Annotated in this window: 23 protein-coding genes; 15 read left to right on the top strand and 8 right to left on the bottom strand. The window is 32.5% G+C overall.

Annotation, left to right across the window (positions count from 1 at the left end; genetic code table 11):
• Positions 1–18 precede the first annotated feature (18 nt).
• From bla-B1-FLAV to nadC, 4 genes are all read right to left on the bottom strand, one after another.
• The gene (bla-B1-FLAV, locus tag ABTV69_RS13990) at positions 19–777 is read right to left on the bottom strand and encodes a subclass B1 metallo-beta-lactamase (protein ID WP_433829739.1); all 759 of its coding nucleotides are present in this window, start codon (positions 775–777) and stop codon (positions 19–21) included.
• 10 nt (positions 778–787) lie between these two features.
• A complete protein-coding gene (locus ABTV69_RS13985) occupies positions 788–1216 on the bottom strand; it encodes a DUF2147 domain-containing protein (protein ID WP_433829737.1) in 429 nt (142 codons plus the stop codon).
• A 1-nt stretch (position 1217) separates the two neighbouring features.
• Positions 1218–2141, bottom strand: a complete 924-nt coding sequence (locus ABTV69_RS13980) for a YihY/virulence factor BrkB family protein (RefSeq protein WP_433829735.1) — start codon at positions 2139–2141, stop codon at positions 1218–1220.
• Positions 2142–2234: 93 nt separating this feature from the next.
• Positions 2235–3092 carry a carboxylating nicotinate-nucleotide diphosphorylase gene (gene nadC, locus ABTV69_RS13975; RefSeq protein WP_433829733.1) on the bottom strand — a complete coding sequence of 286 codons (858 nt, stop codon included), beginning with the start codon at positions 3090–3092 and terminating at the stop codon, positions 2235–2237.
• 240 nt (positions 3093–3332) lie between these two features.
• Between nadC and ABTV69_RS13970 the strand changes: the two genes are divergently transcribed.
• The 8 genes from ABTV69_RS13970 to ABTV69_RS13935 all read left to right on the top strand — a co-directional run bounded on the left by ABTV69_RS13970 (position 3333) and on the right by ABTV69_RS13935 (position 9833).
• The gene (locus ABTV69_RS13970) at positions 3333–4433 is read left to right on the top strand and encodes a DNA alkylation repair protein (protein ID WP_433829731.1); all 1101 of its coding nucleotides are present in this window, start codon (positions 3333–3335) and stop codon (positions 4431–4433) included.
• A gap of 301 nt (positions 4434–4734) precedes the next feature.
• Positions 4735–5616: a pirin family protein gene (locus ABTV69_RS13965; RefSeq protein ID WP_433829729.1), complete on the top strand. Its 882-nt coding sequence runs from the start codon at positions 4735–4737 to the stop codon at positions 5614–5616.
• A gap of 2 nt (positions 5617–5618) precedes the next feature.
• Positions 5619–6014 (top strand): OsmC family protein, encoded by a 396-nt coding sequence (locus ABTV69_RS13960; protein WP_433829727.1) that lies wholly within the window; start codon positions 5619–5621, stop codon positions 6012–6014.
• A gap of 5 nt (positions 6015–6019) precedes the next feature.
• Complete coding sequence (locus tag ABTV69_RS13955) at positions 6020–6301, top strand: GNAT family N-acetyltransferase (RefSeq protein WP_433829725.1); 282 nt, start codon at positions 6020–6022, stop codon at positions 6299–6301.
• Positions 6302–6726: 425 nt separating this feature from the next.
• Positions 6727–8142, top strand: coding sequence for an adenosine deaminase (locus tag ABTV69_RS13950; protein ID WP_433829723.1), 1416 nt, complete (start codon positions 6727–6729; stop codon positions 8140–8142).
• Between the two features lie 176 nt (positions 8143–8318).
• Positions 8319–8624, top strand: coding sequence for an antibiotic biosynthesis monooxygenase family protein (locus tag ABTV69_RS13945; protein WP_433829722.1), 306 nt, complete (start codon positions 8319–8321; stop codon positions 8622–8624).
• Positions 8625–8745: 121 nt separating this feature from the next.
• Positions 8746–9219: a 23S rRNA (pseudouridine(1915)-N(3))-methyltransferase RlmH gene (rlmH, locus tag ABTV69_RS13940; protein ID WP_111283719.1), complete on the top strand. Its 474-nt coding sequence runs from the start codon at positions 8746–8748 to the stop codon at positions 9217–9219.
• A 152-nt stretch (positions 9220–9371) separates the two neighbouring features.
• On the top strand, positions 9372–9833 hold the full coding sequence (locus ABTV69_RS13935; RefSeq protein ID WP_433829720.1) for a CHRD domain-containing protein: 462 nt from the start codon (positions 9372–9374) through the stop codon (positions 9831–9833).
• A 70-nt stretch (positions 9834–9903) separates the two neighbouring features.
• Here the strand turns inward: ABTV69_RS13935 and ABTV69_RS13930 are convergent, their stop codons facing one another.
• The 4 genes from ABTV69_RS13930 to folP form a co-directional block, all read right to left on the bottom strand.
• Positions 9904–10536, bottom strand: coding sequence for a hypothetical protein (locus tag ABTV69_RS13930; protein WP_433829719.1), 633 nt, complete (start codon positions 10534–10536; stop codon positions 9904–9906).
• A 19-nt stretch (positions 10537–10555) separates the two neighbouring features.
• Complete coding sequence (locus tag ABTV69_RS13925) at positions 10556–11377, bottom strand: tetratricopeptide repeat protein (protein ID WP_433829714.1); 822 nt, start codon at positions 11375–11377, stop codon at positions 10556–10558.
• Between the two features lie 73 nt (positions 11378–11450).
• Positions 11451–12152, bottom strand: a complete 702-nt coding sequence (locus tag ABTV69_RS13920) for a hypothetical protein (protein WP_433829713.1) — start codon at positions 12150–12152, stop codon at positions 11451–11453.
• A 138-nt stretch (positions 12153–12290) separates the two neighbouring features.
• A complete protein-coding gene (gene folP / locus ABTV69_RS13915; RefSeq protein ID WP_433829712.1) occupies positions 12291–13115 on the bottom strand; it encodes a dihydropteroate synthase in 825 nt (274 codons plus the stop codon).
• Positions 13116–13320: 205 nt separating this feature from the next.
• On the opposite strand from folP, the gene ABTV69_RS13910 reads away from it, so the two are divergent.
• The 7 genes from ABTV69_RS13910 (at position 13321) to prmA (ending at position 18956) form a co-directional block, all read left to right on the top strand.
• Positions 13321–13860: a DUF1599 domain-containing protein gene (locus ABTV69_RS13910; RefSeq protein WP_433829710.1), complete on the top strand. Its 540-nt coding sequence runs from the start codon at positions 13321–13323 to the stop codon at positions 13858–13860.
• Positions 13861–13946: 86 nt separating this feature from the next.
• On the top strand, positions 13947–15047 hold the full coding sequence (locus ABTV69_RS13905; protein WP_433829708.1) for a BT_3928 family protein: 1101 nt from the start codon (positions 13947–13949) through the stop codon (positions 15045–15047).
• A gap of 146 nt (positions 15048–15193) precedes the next feature.
• Positions 15194–15658 (top strand): hypothetical protein, encoded by a 465-nt coding sequence (locus ABTV69_RS13900; RefSeq protein WP_433829706.1) that lies wholly within the window; start codon positions 15194–15196, stop codon positions 15656–15658.
• Between the two features lie 13 nt (positions 15659–15671).
• The gene (locus ABTV69_RS13895; RefSeq protein ID WP_433829705.1) at positions 15672–16331 is read left to right on the top strand and encodes an alpha/beta hydrolase; all 660 of its coding nucleotides are present in this window, start codon (positions 15672–15674) and stop codon (positions 16329–16331) included.
• A 323-nt stretch (positions 16332–16654) separates the two neighbouring features.
• A complete protein-coding gene (locus tag ABTV69_RS13890) occupies positions 16655–17149 on the top strand; it encodes a TlpA family protein disulfide reductase (protein ID WP_433829703.1) in 495 nt (164 codons plus the stop codon).
• A gap of 98 nt (positions 17150–17247) precedes the next feature.
• Complete coding sequence (tpiA, locus tag ABTV69_RS13885) at positions 17248–18000, top strand: triose-phosphate isomerase (RefSeq protein ID WP_290969465.1); 753 nt, start codon at positions 17248–17250, stop codon at positions 17998–18000.
• 122 nt (positions 18001–18122) lie between these two features.
• Positions 18123–18956 carry a 50S ribosomal protein L11 methyltransferase gene (gene prmA, locus ABTV69_RS13880; RefSeq protein ID WP_433829701.1) on the top strand — a complete coding sequence of 278 codons (834 nt, stop codon included), beginning with the start codon at positions 18123–18125 and terminating at the stop codon, positions 18954–18956.
• Positions 18957–18976 lie beyond the last annotated feature (20 nt).

Here is an 18976-nt window from a genome sequence, read left to right as displayed (position 1 = left end):
TTTTATAAGCCAGTAAAATTATTTCTGACCTGATTTAGGAGAAGTGTTATTTGAAAGATTAAACTCTTGAACCAATTTTAAAGTATGACTAATAGCTTCACTTGTTGTTCCATCATCATGTCCTGGAATAACATATTTAGGATTTTTAAATTTAGCTTGAACTTTCTTAATTGATTTCTCCCATTCCTTAACATCAGCATCGCCTAAATTACCTAAATCTTTTGCCTCAGCACTTTTTATAAAACATCCGCCATAAAGAATTTTCTCTTTTCCAAACCAAACGACAATATTATCTGATGCATGGCCTTTACCTGGATAATATACTTCAAAATTATATTGCCCTACCGTAAATGTCGCATCGTTTGGAACAATAAACTCGGCCCTTGCTTCTTTATTTTCTTTAAGGATTTCATCTGTAAATTTGCCAGAATAGGTCTTAATTCCCTTTTTTCTATAAAATTCCAATCCACCTGCACGATCCTCATGCGAATGAGTAGCAAAAACCATCACCACACTTTTATTATGTTTTGCTTCAATACTATCCAGCAAAGGCTGAAACTGTGTTTTATCCCATGGGGCATCAAAAAGAACAACGCCTTCCTTAGTAACCACATACATGGCATTAGCAGAAACTTTTACTCCTTTGTAGTCGTTAAAAGTTCTATAAACATAAAAGTCACCCGTAAGATGACTTATTTGTAATGGCGAATTCTCAGATTGTCCAAAGCTATTTGAAACTATAATCAAGAATAAAATTATCGAAGCTAATTTTCGCATTAGATTTTAATTAGTTTTTTACTCTCGTCCAATATTGCGTTCTTCCCATCAGAGAAACTCCAACATATCCACGAAGTTTTAATTTATCTGGAGATTCTAAAACTATGTAGCATTTGTATTTTTTACCACTTGTAGGATCTAGAATTGTGCCTCCATTATATTCAGAACCGTCTTTTTTAAGACCATTCATAATTACCATTCCCATAATTGGTTTGTTTTTCTCGGCTCCATCACATTTTACACATATATCTTTTTTATGACCTTCACGAAGTATATCTACTACCTTGCCATAAATTTTCCCTGATTTCTCGTAAATTTCTACGATTGATTTTGCTTCACCTGTTTCATCATCTATTGTTTTCCATTTTCCAATTACGCTTTGGCTTTGCATGGTTAGCGCAAAGAAAAAAACACCGATTGTTAACATCCAATTTTTCATACTAGTAAGTTTTTTTTTGTTTTAATTTTCTGATAGAAGCATTTAGTTCGAAACCTAAAAGCAGTATCATACAGTTTATCCAAATATAAAACATTAGAATTAATAATGTCCCAATAGAACCATAAAGTTCATTATATTTTGAAAATTTTATAACCCAAATTCCAAAAAAGAATGAAGATATAACAATTAAGACTGTCGTAAAAACAGAACCAATGCTTATAAAAGGCACTTTATTATACTGTTTTGTACCATAACGCAATAATATTGAAGATGTTATCAAAATCATTAAAACAACAAACAAATATCGTCCTAAAATAATCAGTGGAATTCGATCACTCAGCACATCTTGAATAATTGTCTTTTGTATAAAAACCTCAAAGACTACAATTGTTGCTACCGTAACGAACAAAATTATCGTCATTACAAGCGAAATCGCCAGCGCAACTAAATATTGATGCAAAAAACCTCTCTTATCGAATACATGTTTCGAGGATTCAAAACCACTCAAAATTCCGTTAATCCCATTAGCCATTAAAAAAATCGAAAGGAAGAAACCCGACGACAACAATCCAGAATGACTATTATTTAAGATATCACTAATAATTTTACTGATTGCATCAAAAGTATTTGGCGGAACACTCTGTTGCACAAACTGCAAAAAATCTTCCTGAAAATTGTCTATCGGAATAAACGGAATTAAGTTTAAAATAAACAGCGCAAAAGGAAACAAAGCCATAAAAAAGCTAAAAGAAACCGCACTTGCATGATACGAAAATGCGCCATCGATAATTCCGATGGTATACATTTCAAGCAAATCATACAGCGAAAACCCTTCAAGCCAAGGCAATTTGATCTTCTTCAAAAGTCGGACTAAAGAGCGTACAACAGGTAGTTTTTCAATCCGATCTTCTATCTCTTGCGACATATTTTTTGATTTTAGATTTTAGTCCCGATAGCTATCGAGAGATTTTAGATTCAAATCAAACTCATAATTTATAACTCAAAACTCATAATTCCATTAAAAAGCCTTCAAGCTCAAATCCATATTATAAACAGAATGCGTTAAAGCGCCAGATGAAATATAATCCACACCGCATAAAGCATACTCGCGAACTGTTTTTTCGCTGATATTTCCTGAAGATTCAGTCTGGCATTTTGTACCGATTAATTCAACTGCTGTTTTAGTATCTTCATAATTAAAGTTATCAATCAAGATTCTATGCACACCATCACTCAACAAAATCTCTCTAATTTCATCTAAATCGCGAGCTTCCACGATAATCTTTAAATCGAGATTATTTTCTTTTAAATATTCTTTTGTTTTAGAAATGGCACGTGTAATTCCGCCAGCAAAATCGATATGATTGTCTTTCAACATAATCATGTCGTATAAAGCATATCGATGATTTTCTCCTCCTCCTATTTTTACTGCCCATTTTTCTGCTACTCTAAAATTTGGAGTCGTTTTACGTGTATCTAAAATCTTTGTTTTTGTACCTTCCAAAAGCCCCATCAAATGGTTTGTTTTTGTAGCAATTGCTGACATTCTCTGCATTGTATTTAAAACCACTCTTTCGGCTTTTAAGATAGATTGTGAACTTCCTGAAACCTCAAAAACAACTTCGCCATATTCTACATGTGTTCCATCTTCAATAAAAGTCTTTACTTTCAATTTTGGATCAACATGGTCAAATATCATTTTAGCCAATTCTACACCAGCAATTATTCCCTGATCTTTTACCAATAATTTAGCCTGACCGTGAGCAGTATCGGGAATACATGCAAGCGAACTATAATCGCCTGGTCCAACATCTTCTCTAATCGCATTACTAATCAAAAGTTCTAATTCTGCTTGAAATTGTGCTTCGCTTATCATTTTTCTATTTTTAATAATAATGCTAAATTAGAACTTATTTTATGGATTTAAAAGTTTCCTTTCTGCGAAAAGTTTCTTATTAACTTAAATTTATATTTAGCCACAGATTATGAGGATTAAAATGATTTCCAAAAAATCTGTATCAATTCGTTTAATCTGTGGCTATTAATTTTTCTAGACAAAATCTATTTCAACAATTAAAAACATTAAATATCTTTGAGGTTCAATCAAACAAAATTCATGGGATTAATTAAAGATATTTACTCGATTTCTTTTTACGAAAAATTTAGTCAAGCTGTCGCTGAAGTCCATCCTTCATTCAATAAAAAGAAATTCATTGAAGCCATTTACGAAAGTGATTTTGCACAAAAAGAATGGAAAGACAGAATGAAGCATACTACAGTTGTGCTGCATCAATTTATGCCTCAAAATTTCGTAGAAGCTACTTCTTTAATTGATAAAATAATCGAAAACTTAAAGAAAAACAGTTTTACAGATGGCAATCTAGCGTTCATTTTCTTTGCAGATTATATCGAAATGTACGGTCTAGACGATTTTGAAACTTCTGTAAAAGCGTTTGTTTCTATCACACAATTTATCAGTTGCGAATTTGCCGTTCGCCCTTTCATTTTAAAATATAAAGAGAAAATGATTGACGAAATGATCAAATGGTCTTTACACGAAAATCATCATGTACGTCGTTTAGCAAGCGAAGGTTCAAGACCAAGATTGCCTTGGGCAATGGCGATTCCGTTTCTTAAAAAAGACCCTACTTCTATTCTTCCGATTTTAGAAAATCTGAAAAATGATCCATCAGAATATGTTCGAAGAAGTGTCGCCAATAATTTGAATGATATTGTAAAAGATAATCCAGAAATTGTGCTTGAAATCGCTTCAAGATGGAAAGACCAAAGCAAAGAAACAGACGGAATCATTAAACACGGTTGCCGAACTTTATTAAAGCAAGGTCATCCTGAAATTTTGAGTCATTACGGTTTGGAAAGTACAAATATTGAGCTTTCATCTTTCGAAATAAAAACACCGAAAGTAAAAATTGGAGATTATCTGCAGTTTCATTTTCACTTAAATAATAAAAACGACGAGGCTAAAACTGTTCGTTTAGAATATGCTGTTCATTACAAAAAAGCAAAAGGACATTTGGCTAAAAAAGTCTTTAAAATCAGCGAGAAAATTTATCATCCAAATCAATTAACAAAGATTGAAAGAAACCAGTCTTTCAAACTGATTACGACGCGTGTTTTTCATACTGGAATTCACCAATTGTCTATTATAATTAACGGAACGGAGAGTGAGGTTTTGGAGTTTGAATTGACCAATTAAGCTTTAAATACTCCAGCGGAGTATAATATTTATAGAAAAGCAACTAGTCTCATTAAAGAAGCTCCAGCGGAGCGAAATATTTCACCCCTATGGAGCTTTATGTTGCGTACTATTGTTTTTTCTATAAATATTTCGTCCCGCTGGGACTTTTAAACTTAAATTTAATAAAGACCTAAAACTTTACTAAATGATTTTCCTTATTTTTATAACACAAAAAAATCCAAAAAACTTTTCTTAATCTAAATTAAGTTACAGACACGCATCACAACTGTAATTTTGTTTTCAAATCAAATAATATCACATGTCAAACATCAGTTTAATCATCGAAGAACGCGCAGCCAATATTGGCAATTTTATGGTGGGGAGATTATTGCCTTTCCGCGAAAAAAGAGCCGTTGGACCATTTGTATTTATCGATCACATGGGACCTGCGCATTTAAGTGACCACGAAAATATGGATGTTCCTCCGCACCCGCATATCGGACTTTCTACACTTACTTTTTTGTTTGAAGGAAGCATTATGCACCGCGACAGTTTAGGAACAGAATTAGAAATAAAACCAGGCGCTGTAAATTGGATGACAGCAGGAAAAGGAATCGTTCACTCTGAGAGAACTCCAGAATATTTAAGACATTCAGACAAAATGCTTCACGGATTGCAGATTTGGGTGGCGCTTCCGAAAGAATTGGAGCAAATGGATCCCAATTTTACGCATGTTGAAGCAGATGATATTCCAGCCTGGGAAGAAGACGGCGTTTCATATAAATTGATTGCTGGAGAAGCTTTTGGCAAAAAATCACCAGTTCCTGTTTATAGTCCACTATATTTTATTGAAATCAAAAGCAAAGAAGCTAAGAAAATCAATATCGGAAAACATTTATTCGGCGAAAGCGGCTTATATATTTTAGAAGGAAGTATTAAAAATGGCGAACACACTTACGATCCGAGACAGATTTTGATTACTACAGAAAGTTCGCTTTGTGAATTCGAAATTGCTGCAAATTCAACTGTTTATATTTTTGGAGGAGAACCATTTCCTGAAGAACATTTTATCTTTTGGAACTTCGTTTCTTCTGATAAAAACCTCATCGAAAAAGCCAAACAAGATTGGACAGCACAAACTTTCCCAAAAGTTCCAGGCGAAACCGAATTTGTACCATTACCAGAACCAAGAATCAAATAATTATGGATACCATTTCAGCAAAAATAGATACACGTTTGTATCGTACAGAAATTACTTCGGCAAGTGGCAATGTTTTAATTTCAGATGAACCACAATCAATGGGCGGAAAAAATTTAGGTTTAAATCCAACTGAGCTTTTGGCTTCATCATTGGCTTCTTGCACGTTGATTACTTTACGAATGTACATCAATCGCAAGCAATGGAACGTCGAAGAAATCAATATTAAAATTGATTTTGAAAGAGATTCAGAGCGAAACTGCACCTCATTTACCCGAAGAATTGAAGTAATCGGCGACGTCGACGACGAACAAAGACGTAGATTAGAAACGATTGCAAACAGTTGTCCAATTCACAAAACATTGACACATTCAATAGAAATTAAAACCACACTTATATAAATACCATGGAAATTCAACAAATAAACGATACAAAAAAAGGCTATTTTGAAGCAACGGAAGATGGAAAAGAAGCTGGAAAAATGACTTATACTTGGGCAGGCGATTCAAAATTCATCATCGATCATACCGAAGTTAGTCCAGAATTTAACGGAAAAGGTGTTGGCAAAAAACTGGTTTTAGCAGCTGTTGATTATGCAAGAGCTAATAATGTAAAAATCATTCCGCTTTGTCCTTTCGCGAAAAGCGTTTTTGACAAGGTGGAAGAAATTCGAGATGTACTTTCTTAAAAGTTGCTAAGGTACTGAGATATTAAGATGCTAAGCTTTTTTTAACCGCAAAGAGCGCAATCCCGATGGCTATCGGGAACGCAAAGTTCGCAAAGTTTTTAAACAAAGCTTTGCGAACTTTGCGTTTATACCAAGTCTAGCATGAAACAAAAGCTTGCGTTCTTTGCGGTTATATTTTTAAACGCAAAGAACGCAAAGCTTTTTTTAAGCCACAGATTAAAATGATTAACACAGATTTTTTTTAATCCTTCTAATCCTTTTAATCTGTGGCTATATTTTTAAACACAAGGCTTTGCGAACTTTGCATATATAAGTTCTGCATATAAAAAACCTTGCGCCCTTTGCGGTTAAATTCACCACACCAAAATTCCGTTTTCAATTTTCCGCAGAAAGTCGTATATTTGCGCGTAATTTAATCTTAGAGTATGACAAGAATAATTACGCTTTTCTGTATTTTTATAACGCAAATCGGCTTTTCTCAATCAGCTGAGAGTTATTTGGAAAAAATCAGAAATAATGAAGCTCTCTTAACCGCTTTTTTTCAACAAATGCCAAAAGGAGGCGATTTACACCATCATTTTTCAGGATCTGTTTATGCAGAACCGCTTTTAGAAAGAGCGATTGCAGAAGACTTTTATTTGAATCTGGAAACTATGGCGGTTTCTAAAACCAAACCTGAAAAAGGAAACTGGGAAAACTTTTCATCTCTTGCAAATAAAGGAAAATTAGAGTACTACGAACAGCAAATCATGCAAACTTGGTCTGTTAAAGATTATAATGGTTCTGTTCCTTCGGATGATCAATTCTTTGATTCTTTCATGAAATTTGAACCGACTATTCAAGGTCATTTTGCAGAAGGAATGCTCGAATTAAAAAAGCGTGCCATTGCAGAAAATGTACTTTACATTGAAACACAATTATCAACAATTCCGTGTGATATGAATGTTTCTGATTTGACAGATTTCAATACAAAATTACGTCAGGCAGCAGATCAAAAAGATGAAAAAACAGTCTTGAAACTTTTGGACGAATTGTATAAATCGCTTCAGAAAAAAGAAGCTAAAAAATATGCTGAAGATTTCAACACCAATTTTATAGCAAAACTGCATAAAGATTTAAAAATGGATGATGATAAATTCACCATGCGTTACCAAAACTTTGTGCTTCGTTTTATGGAACCGGTAGATTTATTCAAAAATCTAGTAATTGCTTTTATTTCGTCAAGCGAAAGCAAACTGACTGCAGGTGTAAACATCGTTTCTCCAGAACACGGAAAAAATTCAATGAAAGATTACTGGCTTCATATGGTGATGTTCAAATATTGCCATTCAAAATTTCCTGACGTAAAATATACGCTTCATGCGGGCGAATTGACTTTAGGTTTGGTTCAGCCAGAAGAATTGACTTGGCATATTAATGACGCGATTTATATTGCTGGAGCAAATAGAATCGGCCATGGAGTTGATATTGCTTACGAAGCCAATTCATACGACTTATTGAAATACATGGCTAAAAACAATATCCCGATTGAGATCAATTTAGCTAGCAACGAATTCATTTTGAAAGTAAAAGAAAATAGACATCCGTTTACACTTTACAAAGAATTTAATGTGCCAATTGTCATCAGTACAGACGACGCAGGAATTTTAAGAAGCAGTATGACGGAGCAATATGTTTTACTTGCAAAAAGATATCCTGATGTAAATTACGAAACGATTAAAAAATACGTTTACAACAGCATAAATTACAGTTTTATTCAGGATGCATCGGTAAAAAAACAATTATTAAAGGATTTGGATTCTCGTTTTAAAACTTTTGAAGCAAAGTTTTCTAAAAATTAAAGCTGGCTAATCTGTGCGAAGATTACACGCAGATTCAACAGATTTAAGCTGATGAACGCAGATTTTTATTTCAAAAATAGTACAAAATAAATCTGCTTAAATCCGTAAAATCTGCGAGAGTGAAAAATTATTCTCCCGCAGATTTAGCAGATCAAGCAGATAAAATATATTAAATCATGATTCTAGAAGCCGCATTTCTTTACGTGAAACCAGAATTAGCTTCCCAATTTGAAACTGATTTTGTGAAAGCAAGTCAATACATTTCTTCAATTGATGGTTATCTAGGGCATCGTTTAGAAAAATGTCTTGAAGTAGAAAACAAATATCTTCTGTTGGTTGATTGGAATACTTTGGAAGATCATACCATTGGCTTTAGAACTTCTGAAGCGTATTTGGAATGGAAAAAGATTTTACATCGTTATTACGAACCATTTCCAATTGTAGAACATTTTGAAACTGTTTTTAAAAATAAAAAGTTATAGTTTTTTTGCCACAGATTTAAAGGATTCGAAAGGATTTTTTAATCTGTGTTAATCCGTGAAATCTGTGGCAAAATATTTTAAATTAAATTCGTGCTAATTCGTGAAATTAGTGGTAAAAAATATGAACATCAAACTTATCGCTATAGGCAAAACGGACAATAAATCGCTTCAAACTTTGATTGACGATTACACAAAACGTTTGTCGTTTTACATCAAATTTGAATTGGAGATTATTCCAGACATTAAAAACGTAAAAAACTTATCTGAAAGCCAGCAAAAAGAAAAAGAAGGCGAACTGATTCTTTCAAAACTTTCTGCAACAGATCAATTGATTTTACTGGATGAAAACGGAAAAACTTTTTCCAGCGTTGGATTCTCCGAAGAATTGCAAAAGAAGATGAATTCTGGAGTAAAAACATTAGTTTTTGTTATTGGCGGACCTTATGGTTTTTCTGAAACCGTTTATAAAAAAGCACAGGGGAAAGTTTCACTTTCGCTAATGACGTTTTCACATCAAATGGTTCGCTTATTTTTTATCGAACAATTGTACCGAGGATTTACCATATTGCGAAATGAACCTTACCACCACCAATAAAACACAAACAATTAAAAATCAACAAATTAAACTACCTAAAATTGATTAATTGAAAATAAAAGCGTAAATTTATAGTGATTTATTAAATCTCGTTACAAGATTTAACGATTATAGTTTTTTAACCTTTCTTCTAACCTAAAAAGCATATAATTATGAAATCTTTATTTCGTGTTTCTGCAATCCTACTATTGCTTTTAATTGGAACTTCATGTTCTAATGGTTACGACGACAATTACACACCGGTAATTGTGACATTTACTGCTAATTTAACCCCAGTTACAGGCGCAACATCTTCAGCTTCAGGTAGTGCTACACTTAAATTAAATCAGACGAACAAAACGTTTGATCTTAAAGTAAATTTTTCAGGACTAACACCAATACATGGACACATACATGCAGCAGACGGAACAATTGTTATTCCGTTTCCAGATGCCAATGTATCTACCTCTCCAATATCCGTATCCGGTAGTATAACTGATGCACAAATTACTGAACTGATGGCTAATCACTATTACGTTAACTTACATACTACTGCTTACCCTGAAGGTGAAATCAGCGGCACTCTTACAAAAAATGGCACTTCTGGCGGTGGCGGCGGTGGCGGTGGTTACTAAAATCATTTGCATAACAAGAAAAGCCTTTCTTATTTAAAGAAAGGCTTTATTAGTTTTATTATAATAACCTTTAAAAAATAAATTCTATCGGAAGTGTATCAAGATTAAAAGTCACATCTTTTTGCAATAGAATTTTATATTGAATGTATTCTTCATAAGTCATATCCTTATCAAATAAAAATACTAAGTCAGGAACTTTTTCAAATTTTATACTGTAAAATTGCTTTAATATTTCTGAAACTTTTATTTCCTGATTTCCCATGAAAACTTGTTTTTTCCCTTTTTTAAAGTAAACCACAAAACTTCCAACTGTCGGTTTTTCCATTTTATAAATTACTTTCGTGAAAGGCAAAAATGCTAAATTCTTTCCAACAGAATCGGCATACGAATAATAGTTTTCAGATTCTTCGTTTTGGTGCATTTTTTCACTTCGTTTTTTCTCCTGCATTTTCATTACCTGAGGAATTACCAATTTTAGTGGCAAACGCTTATCTATATTTACAATCCAATTGGTTGAGATAATCGCGCTTTTTCTATTCAAATCGGCAATAGTATCCTTTCCTTCTTTTTTAAAGAAAATGTAGACTGGCGAATGATCTTGTACATCTTTTACAATTGAAACATTTGATTTCGGCAGTAAAACGTCTTGTTTCTTCCCGCAAGAGAAAATAAGCAAACAAAAAAGTAGTGTAAAATATTTCATTCTTAATTATTTTATCTTTTTAATTTAATTCAACTTTATAATCACCTTCTTTTAACTGCGGAAACCAATGTGTGAAGTTCGCAAAACGCATAATATGATAACTGTCGTAACCTCCCAAAAGGACTTTGTCTTTTGTTAAAATTAATCGAGTCCTTTGTGGATATACGCCAAATTTTGCTTCATAAATCGAAACTCCTTCAAAAAAATTATTCAAAATAAAAGGCGATTGTCGGCTACCTTCTCCATATTGAAATACCGAATTGATAATTTTTACCATCATCTTAAAATGAAGATCAGACAATTTCATATTATTCAAACGTTTATATGCATAAGCTAATTCTTTATGTCCAGTAATATTATTTGGACTTTGCTTAAGAATTTCCTTTGCTAAAACAACTGCCTCATCATACTTTTTTTCTTCGTTTAGTTTGTATGCTTTACGAGCTAAACTATCTAAATAGTTTGGATTTATTGCTTTCGAATAAATTTTATATTTGGTCAAACTTATTATTTGCGCTGCAGTTACTGCTGTTGTATCTAATTTCTGCAACAAAGCCTCTACAGTTTTGTAATAGTAAATAGAATTTACATTCGTCGATTCAGTAATTGCTATATTGAACTTTTTAACCTTAATTGGTGTTGTTTCTTTGTACGTCTGATTCGATTTTTTCACGCCAACTGTAGCGGCTTTATCATTCTTCTTGTCGTTATTATAAGAATCTCCATAAATCAAATCTTTGGCATTTTGCTTGGAAGATGGCGGCGGCGGTGGCGGTACTTGAGCTAAACTCAAATTATAAACAAAACAAAAAAAGAAAATCAAGTAATATTTATTTTTCATTTCAATTTCAAAATTTAAAAAGACAGTCTAAAATTTATTTTATTAAACAAAATAACACATTCAAGTACTTCTTTCACCTTAGAAGAAACTTTGGTTTAACCAATTTTAAAACAATAATTGCTGCAAAAAATAAAACACTTCCAAACAACAGCATACCCAATAAAAAATCAATTAAATAGTTGAAGAATTCCCCGAACGTATAATATTCAAAAATCAAAGCTGGAACTTTCCAACCCACAAAAATGAAAGGCAAAAACATTAAGGCAATCGTTAAAGCATTTTTTATTTTTGAATCGGAAGCGCTTAATCTTAGATAATTCATGAAATTATCAATTAAACCACAAAAGAGCAAAGTGCATGAAAATAAAAAATAAGTAAATACTACAATATTATTTTCACCGACATATTTATTGCTTAGTGTTTTCAGTGCCAACACATCGTTATCATTTCCAAACATGGTAAGAACAACCTCTTTTAGGTAGGTAAAAATATAATCAAAACTCCACAGTTCATTCTGAGATTTTAATACTATATAGGAACAAATAACACCAATCGAATAAACGATTGTCGGTGCAAATACAATAAATACTTGTTGATATAATTTTTTGGTAAAAAAAGCAAAAGGCAAATCTTGTTCCGGAATCGCACGCTGTTCTTCAATATCAGTTGTTTTTCCAAATATTTCTACCGAAGAACCAATTGGAATCCATCCTAAAACGAAATCCGTTTTTCCTATTGTTTTATTAAAAAGGGAAAATTGGGGACTAAAAAACATGGTGAATTTTAAAACTCTGATCCCAAATAAAAAACTTAAAAACAGATACAGCAAATTACATAAAAAAAGAAAAGAAGCAATCAAGAAACCCAGAAATAGTAATTTGGTATTAAATACGTGCATAGATGAGATCTTATATTAGAGATTAAGTTTGTTAAACAAAGTAACACATTCCATCGCTTCTTTTACATCATGAACGCGAAGAATTTTTGCTCCTTTTGTTAAAGCAATGGTATTCAGAAATGTAGTCCCATTTAAAGCTTCTTGTGCTGTTATATCAAGCGTTTTATAAATCATTGATTTTCTAGAAATTCCAGCCAAAACGGGTAATTCTAAAAGATTAAAAAGTTCCATTTTCTGCATCACTTCAAAATTCTGATCAGTTATTTTGGCAAAACCGAAACCTGGATCTAAAATCAAATCGTTGATTCCTAAACTTCTTGCTTTTTTTACTTTTTCTGAGAAATAAAAAAGCATTTCTTTTAGCATATCGTCATACTGGGTTAAACTTTGCATTGTCTGCGGATTACCGCGCATGTGCATCATAATGTAAGGAACGTTGTAATGCGCAATCACTTCAAACATATTTTCATCTAATTCTCCCGCCGCAATATCATTTATAATCGCTGCACCACTTTCAATGCTTGCTTTTGCAACTTCGGCTCTAAAAGTATCAATTGATAATAAAGTCTTCGGAAAATATTTTAAAATCAATTCGATTGCCGGAACAATTCGATCGATTTCTTCTTGTTCAGTAACAAACTCAGCACTTGGTTTGCTAGAATAAGCACCAATATCAATAAATCTCGCACCTTCAGAAAGCATTTTCTCCACTTGCGAAATAATCTCGTCTTCGTTTTTATATTTTCCTCCGTCAAAGAAAGAATTTGGAGTAACATTCAGAATTCCCATTACTTTGGGGATTGATAAATCGATAAGTTCTCCTTTGCAGTTAATTGTCATGATATTTGTTATTTTTGTTTCAAGTTTCAAGTTGATGCAGATTGCGCATCTAGAAACTTGAAACCTAAAACTTGAAACTTTTTTCATTCTAGTTCCCGTTAACACTTTGTTTAGAAAAAACTTGAAACAAAGAAAACATGAAACTTGAAACTCTTTAATTTTATCCCTATTTTTGAAGAAATTTTAGCAAATATACAGCATATAAATGAAGAATACTTCCCAAGAGTTTGATAATGTTATCGCGGTTTGCCGAACATTGTATATCAATAAAATGAAAGATTACGGTAGTGCATGGAGAATTTTAAGATTGCCATCGCTGACGGATCAAATTTTCATAAAAGCGCAACGAATTAGAAGTTTACAGGAGAACGAAGTTCGTAAAGTCGATGAAGATGAAAAAGGAGAATTTATCGGAATCATCAATTATTCTATTATGGCTTTGATTCAGTTGGAACTTGGCGTTGTAGATCAGCCAGATCTTGACGTTGAAAAAGCAACTGAGTTATACGATGCTAAAGTGAAGCTTACCAAAGATTTAATGGAAGCTAAAAATCACGATTATGGTGAGGCTTGGCGTGATATGCGTGTTAGCTCTTTAACCGATTTGATTCTGCAGAAGCTTCTTCGCGTAAAGCAAATTGAAGATAATAAAGGAAAAACGTTGGTTTCTGAAGGCATCGACGCCAATTATCAGGATATGATTAATTATTCTGTTTTTGCTTTAATCCTTAATCCAATAAAATAAATTCCAAAATTAAAATTCCAAATTCAAATTTTCCACTTTTCTAGCCTGCTTTTGGAATTTGGGATTTTAAAAATTTAATATTCATTATGAAAAACATCATTACCCAATTCTCCCGATTATTTGTCGGTGTCCTATTTATCATTTCTGGATTAATTAAATTAAATGACCCAGTTGGTTTCTCTTATAAATTGGCTGAATATTTTAGCGAGCCAGTTTTCAATATGCCATTTTTAGAGCCTCTGGCTTTAGGATTAGCCATCTTTTTAGTGATTCTAGAAGTAGTTTTGGGTGTAATGCTTTTGGTTGGTTATAAATCAAAACTAACGATTTGGGCTTTATTGTTATTAATCGTTTTCTTTACATTCCTAACTTTCTATTCGGCATATTTTGATGTAGTGAAAGATTGTGGATGTTTTGGTGATGCTTTACACTTAACGCCTTGGCAATCATTCACAAAAGATGTTGTTTTACTTTTCTTTATCTTGATTTTATTCATCAATAAAAAATTGGTAAAACCTTTGTTTTCAAAATTAGTTACCAATATCATTACTTTAATTAGCATTACTTTATGTGTATTTATGGCGGTTTGGGTTATCAATCATAATCCGATCAAAGATTTCCGTCCTTATAAAGTGGGAACTAACATTGAGAAAGGAATGGAAATTCCAGAAGGCGCTCCAAAATCGGTTGTAGAAATGATTTTCATCTACAAAGTAAACGGCGTTGATAAAGAATTTACAGAAAAAGATTTAATGAATATTCCTGAAGGAGCTGTATTTGTTGACCGTAAAGACAAAGTAATTACTGAAGGTTACATTCCTCCTATTCACGATTTTACGATGACAAAAGATGATTCTGATTATAAAGAAGAATTATTAAAAGAGCCTAAATTGTTAATCTATGTTACTTACGATTTAAATTTGTCGAATCCTGAAGGAATGAAAAAATTAGGAAAAGTGACCGCAGATGCAAAAGCAAAAGGTTATAAAGTAATCGGAATGACTGCTTCTGGAGTTGATGAAATTGCTAAAGCGAAGAAAAATTATGCTCTAGATATTGATTTCTATTTCTGCGACGGAACAGCTTTAAAAACCGTCGAAAGAGCCAATCCGAGTATTGTTGTAGTTCATGACGGAACAATCGCTCAAAAAGTACATTATAATGATGTTGATGATTTGAAATTATAATATTTCAAAAAAAAAAGATTTAAAAAGCGCTATAAACATCAGGTTTAATAGCGCTTTTTATATTTCCTACCATTTTTGCATGATAATAATGTTTTAAATTCCGAATAATAATCCTACATTTGATTCATCCAAAAACTATTTAAATCATGAGAAAACTATTCTATTTTCTATTTACTATCTTAATTTTCAGCAATTATAGCTGCGATAGTGCCGGTTCTGATCCGATTCTATGTTTTACACCACCTAACGATTTTTCCTTTGAACTTGTAGACAAAACAACCAAAGAAAACCTTTTTACAAATGGTACTTTTAATAGCAAAGATATTGTCATAAAAAATTTAGACGATACTAGTAAAATAGCGAAATATGTTTTCATTTCAGAAAACAACGTTAACTTGATAAGACTACAAAACATCGGATGGCAAACTGAAACTATAAATTATTCTATCAGCATTGGAAAGAAAAATATTTTTCAATTTCATGTCGAAGCAAAAAGAATAAACACTGAATGCTCTCATACAGAATACAGTAACTTAGAAATTAAAAATACTGTATATGAGTTAGATCAGGCAAAAGAAGTATATAAAATTTTAGTTGACACACAGAATTAAGGGTATACTTAAAATGGAAAGACACATTAAAACGCTTATTTGTTCGTTCTCTATTTTATTTAGCCTTTTAGGTTTTAGCCAAACAAAAAATCAAGACCAACGCTACATTTTCTTTTTCCACAATAAATTTGTTGAAGAAAATGATTTAAATGCAGTTCATCCAGAATACGGCAGAGCAGAATACAAGGAAATTTTAGAATCTTACAGAAGAGATGGTTTTATTGTTTTTAGCGAGAAAAGAAAGAAAAACACCAATTCTGCTGAGTATGCCGAAAAGATGGCAAAGCAAGTCAAAAAGCTAATAAAGAATGGTGTTCCGCCAAATCATATTACGGTAATCGGGACTTCGCAAGGAGGTTATATCGCACAATTTGTTTCGACTTATCTCTCGAATCCTGATGTAAATTTTGTTTTCATTGGCTGTTTCAGAGATGTTGACATTACAGAAATTCCAGATATTAATTTCTGTGGCAACATTTTAACCATTTATGAAAAATCAGATATTTATGGAGTTTCTGCCATCAAAAGAAAGGAAACTTCTAAATGCAAAATAATTCATTTTAAAGAAATTGAACTTAACACAGGTCTAAAACACGGCTTTTTGTATAAAGCTGCAGACAACTGGATTGCTCCAAGCAAAAAATGGGCAAATGGAAATTATGACTTGAATTAAGCATTCAAAAAAACATAAAAGCCTTCAATAAAAATTAATTTATTGGAGGTCTTTTTTATTATAATCTGACGTTTTTTTGATCAAAATCTTTTTCAGAAAATAATTTTTCCTTCATTTTTTTATTTGCAAAAAAGCTCCATTAAGAAAAAGCACCATTTTTCGCCCCTACTATTACGATTTCAATGGGCTTTTTTCAACCAAAAAACGCCGATTTGTTACAAAATGAGCGACTCTTCAAATTTTGTTAATGTGCAATTGGCATTCCATTTGTTTGTTTAACTTTGTGAATTCAGTACCTTAATAAAAAATAATTTTAATAAAATATGAAACAATTAGTCCTTGTCTTAATTGCATTTATTTCTTTTTCTTGCTCGCAAGCTCAGAAAACAGCTTTTTCGAAAGAAGCATTGTCTGAGAAATTACTAGCCCTTGACGGAAGTCAGGTTACTTTCAAAAACATCTTAAAAAAATATAAAGGAAAAACTTTGGTTATCGAAGTTTGGGCTTCCTGGTGTGGTGACTGCGTAAAAGCAATGCCAAAATTAAAAGAATTGCAAGCTAATAATCCTGATGTATCTTACTTGTTTCTTTCTGCTGATAAAACGGCTGATAAATGGAAAACTGGAATCGAAAAACACGAATTAAAAGGAGATCACTTCATGATGAATGATGGTATGAAAGGTCTTTTTGGAAAAGCAATCGACTTAGATTGGATTCCGAGATACATTGTTGTAGACAAAACAGGTAAAATCGTTTTATACCGTGCAATAGAAACTGATTTCGAAAAAATCAATGCTACTTTACAAACATTGAAGTAATTTTTCAATGGCAATTGCAATGTCCAAATTCAATTATGAATTTGGGGCTTTGCTTTAATTTTAAACAAAAAACAAAAAAATAATATAAAACTACCAAAATGAGAAAATCGATTGTTGCAGGAAACTGGAAAATGCATAAAAACGCAGCACAAACTGAAGAATTATTAAACGAGTTAATCGCTAAAATTCCAGCAAAAACAAATGCACAAGTAATTGTAGCGCCAACTTTTGTAAACTTGCAAGCGGCAGCAACAAAATTAAAAAATACAACTATCGGAGTTTCTGCTCAAAACGTTCACCAAGCTGAAGGTGGAGCTTTTACAGGAGAAATTTCTGCAGATATGTTGACAAGCATTGGTGTTAACACTGTAATTTTAGGTCACTCTGAGCGTAGAGCTATTTTTCACGAAACAGATGCTTTAATCGCAAACAAAGTGGATACTGCTTTAAAACATGACATGACAGTTATTTTCTGTTTCGGAGAAGAACTAAAAGATCGTCAATCTGGAAATCACTTCAACATTGTTGAAAATCAATTGCGTGACGGCGTTTTCCACATTGCAAAAGAATCTTGGTCTAAAATTGTTTTAGCGTATGAGCCAGTTTGGGCTATTGGAACAGGAGAAACTGCTTCGCCAGAACAAGCGCAAGAAATGCATGAATTTATTAGAGAAACTATCCGCAAAGCTTTTGGAGCTGAAATCGCTGATGAAGTTTCTATTTTATACGGTGGTTCTGTAAAACCAGAAAACGCTAAAGAAATTTTCTCTAAACCAGACGTAGACGGTGGTTTAATTGGAGGCGCTGCTTTAAAAGCAGATGATTTCTTAGCTATTGTTACAGCTATCTAATTTTAGATTTTAGATTTTACAAAAAACCATTCGCTGTGCGAATGGTTTTTTCGTTTTTGGAATTTGGAATTTTTAAATTGGAATTTCTATTATAAGAAGTAACTTTGCAAAAATTTTTATTTATGTCGAATATATATTTAGGATATCATTTTACAATTGAGCCCAAAGAACTTGGATCAGAAATTTTAGTTGCTGAATTGGGCGAAAAAGCGTTTGAAAGTTTTACAGAAACAGAAAATGGAATTTCGGCTTTTGTGAAGAAAGATTTATGGGATGAGAATATTCTGGATGATATTTATATTTTACAATCGGAAGAATTTAAAATTGAATATACAATTGAAGAAATCGATCAGGTAAATTGGAACGAAGAATGGGAAAAAAACTTTGAACCAATTGATGTTGATGGAAAATGCCACGTACGCGCTCCTTTTCACGAAAAAACTGATGCTGAGTTTGACATTGTAATCGAACCTAAAATGAGTTTCGGAACAGGACATCACGAAACGACTCACATGATGATTCAGCATTTGCTCGAAATGGATGTGAAAGGTTTAAAAACTCTCGACATGGGTTGCGGAACTGCGATTTTAGCTATTTTGGCCGAAATGAAAGGCGCAGAACCAATCGACGCTATCGACATTGACAATTGGTGTTATCTAAATTCTATTGAAAATGCAGAACGCAATAATTGCAAGCACATCAGCGTTTATGAAGGCGATGCCGCTTTATTGGCAGGCAAAAAATACGATTTGATTATTGCCAATATCAACCGAAATATTTTATTGAATGATATGCAGGCGTATGTTGATGCGCTAAACCCACAAGGTATCATTCTTTTTAGCGGTTTTTATGAAGAAGACATTCCGTTTATTGATGCTTCTTGCGTTGAAAAAGGCTTAACTTATGTTAAAAAGCTTCAAAGAAACAACTGGGTATCTTTAAAATACGTAAATTAGATTACTGATAATCAATTCAG

The organism is Flavobacterium anhuiense (assembly GCF_050990855.1).
In the GTDB taxonomy this organism is placed as follows: Bacteria; Bacteroidota; Bacteroidia; order Flavobacteriales; family Flavobacteriaceae; genus Flavobacterium; species Flavobacterium anhuiense_C.
This window is presented reverse-complemented; position numbering and strand designations above follow the sequence as displayed.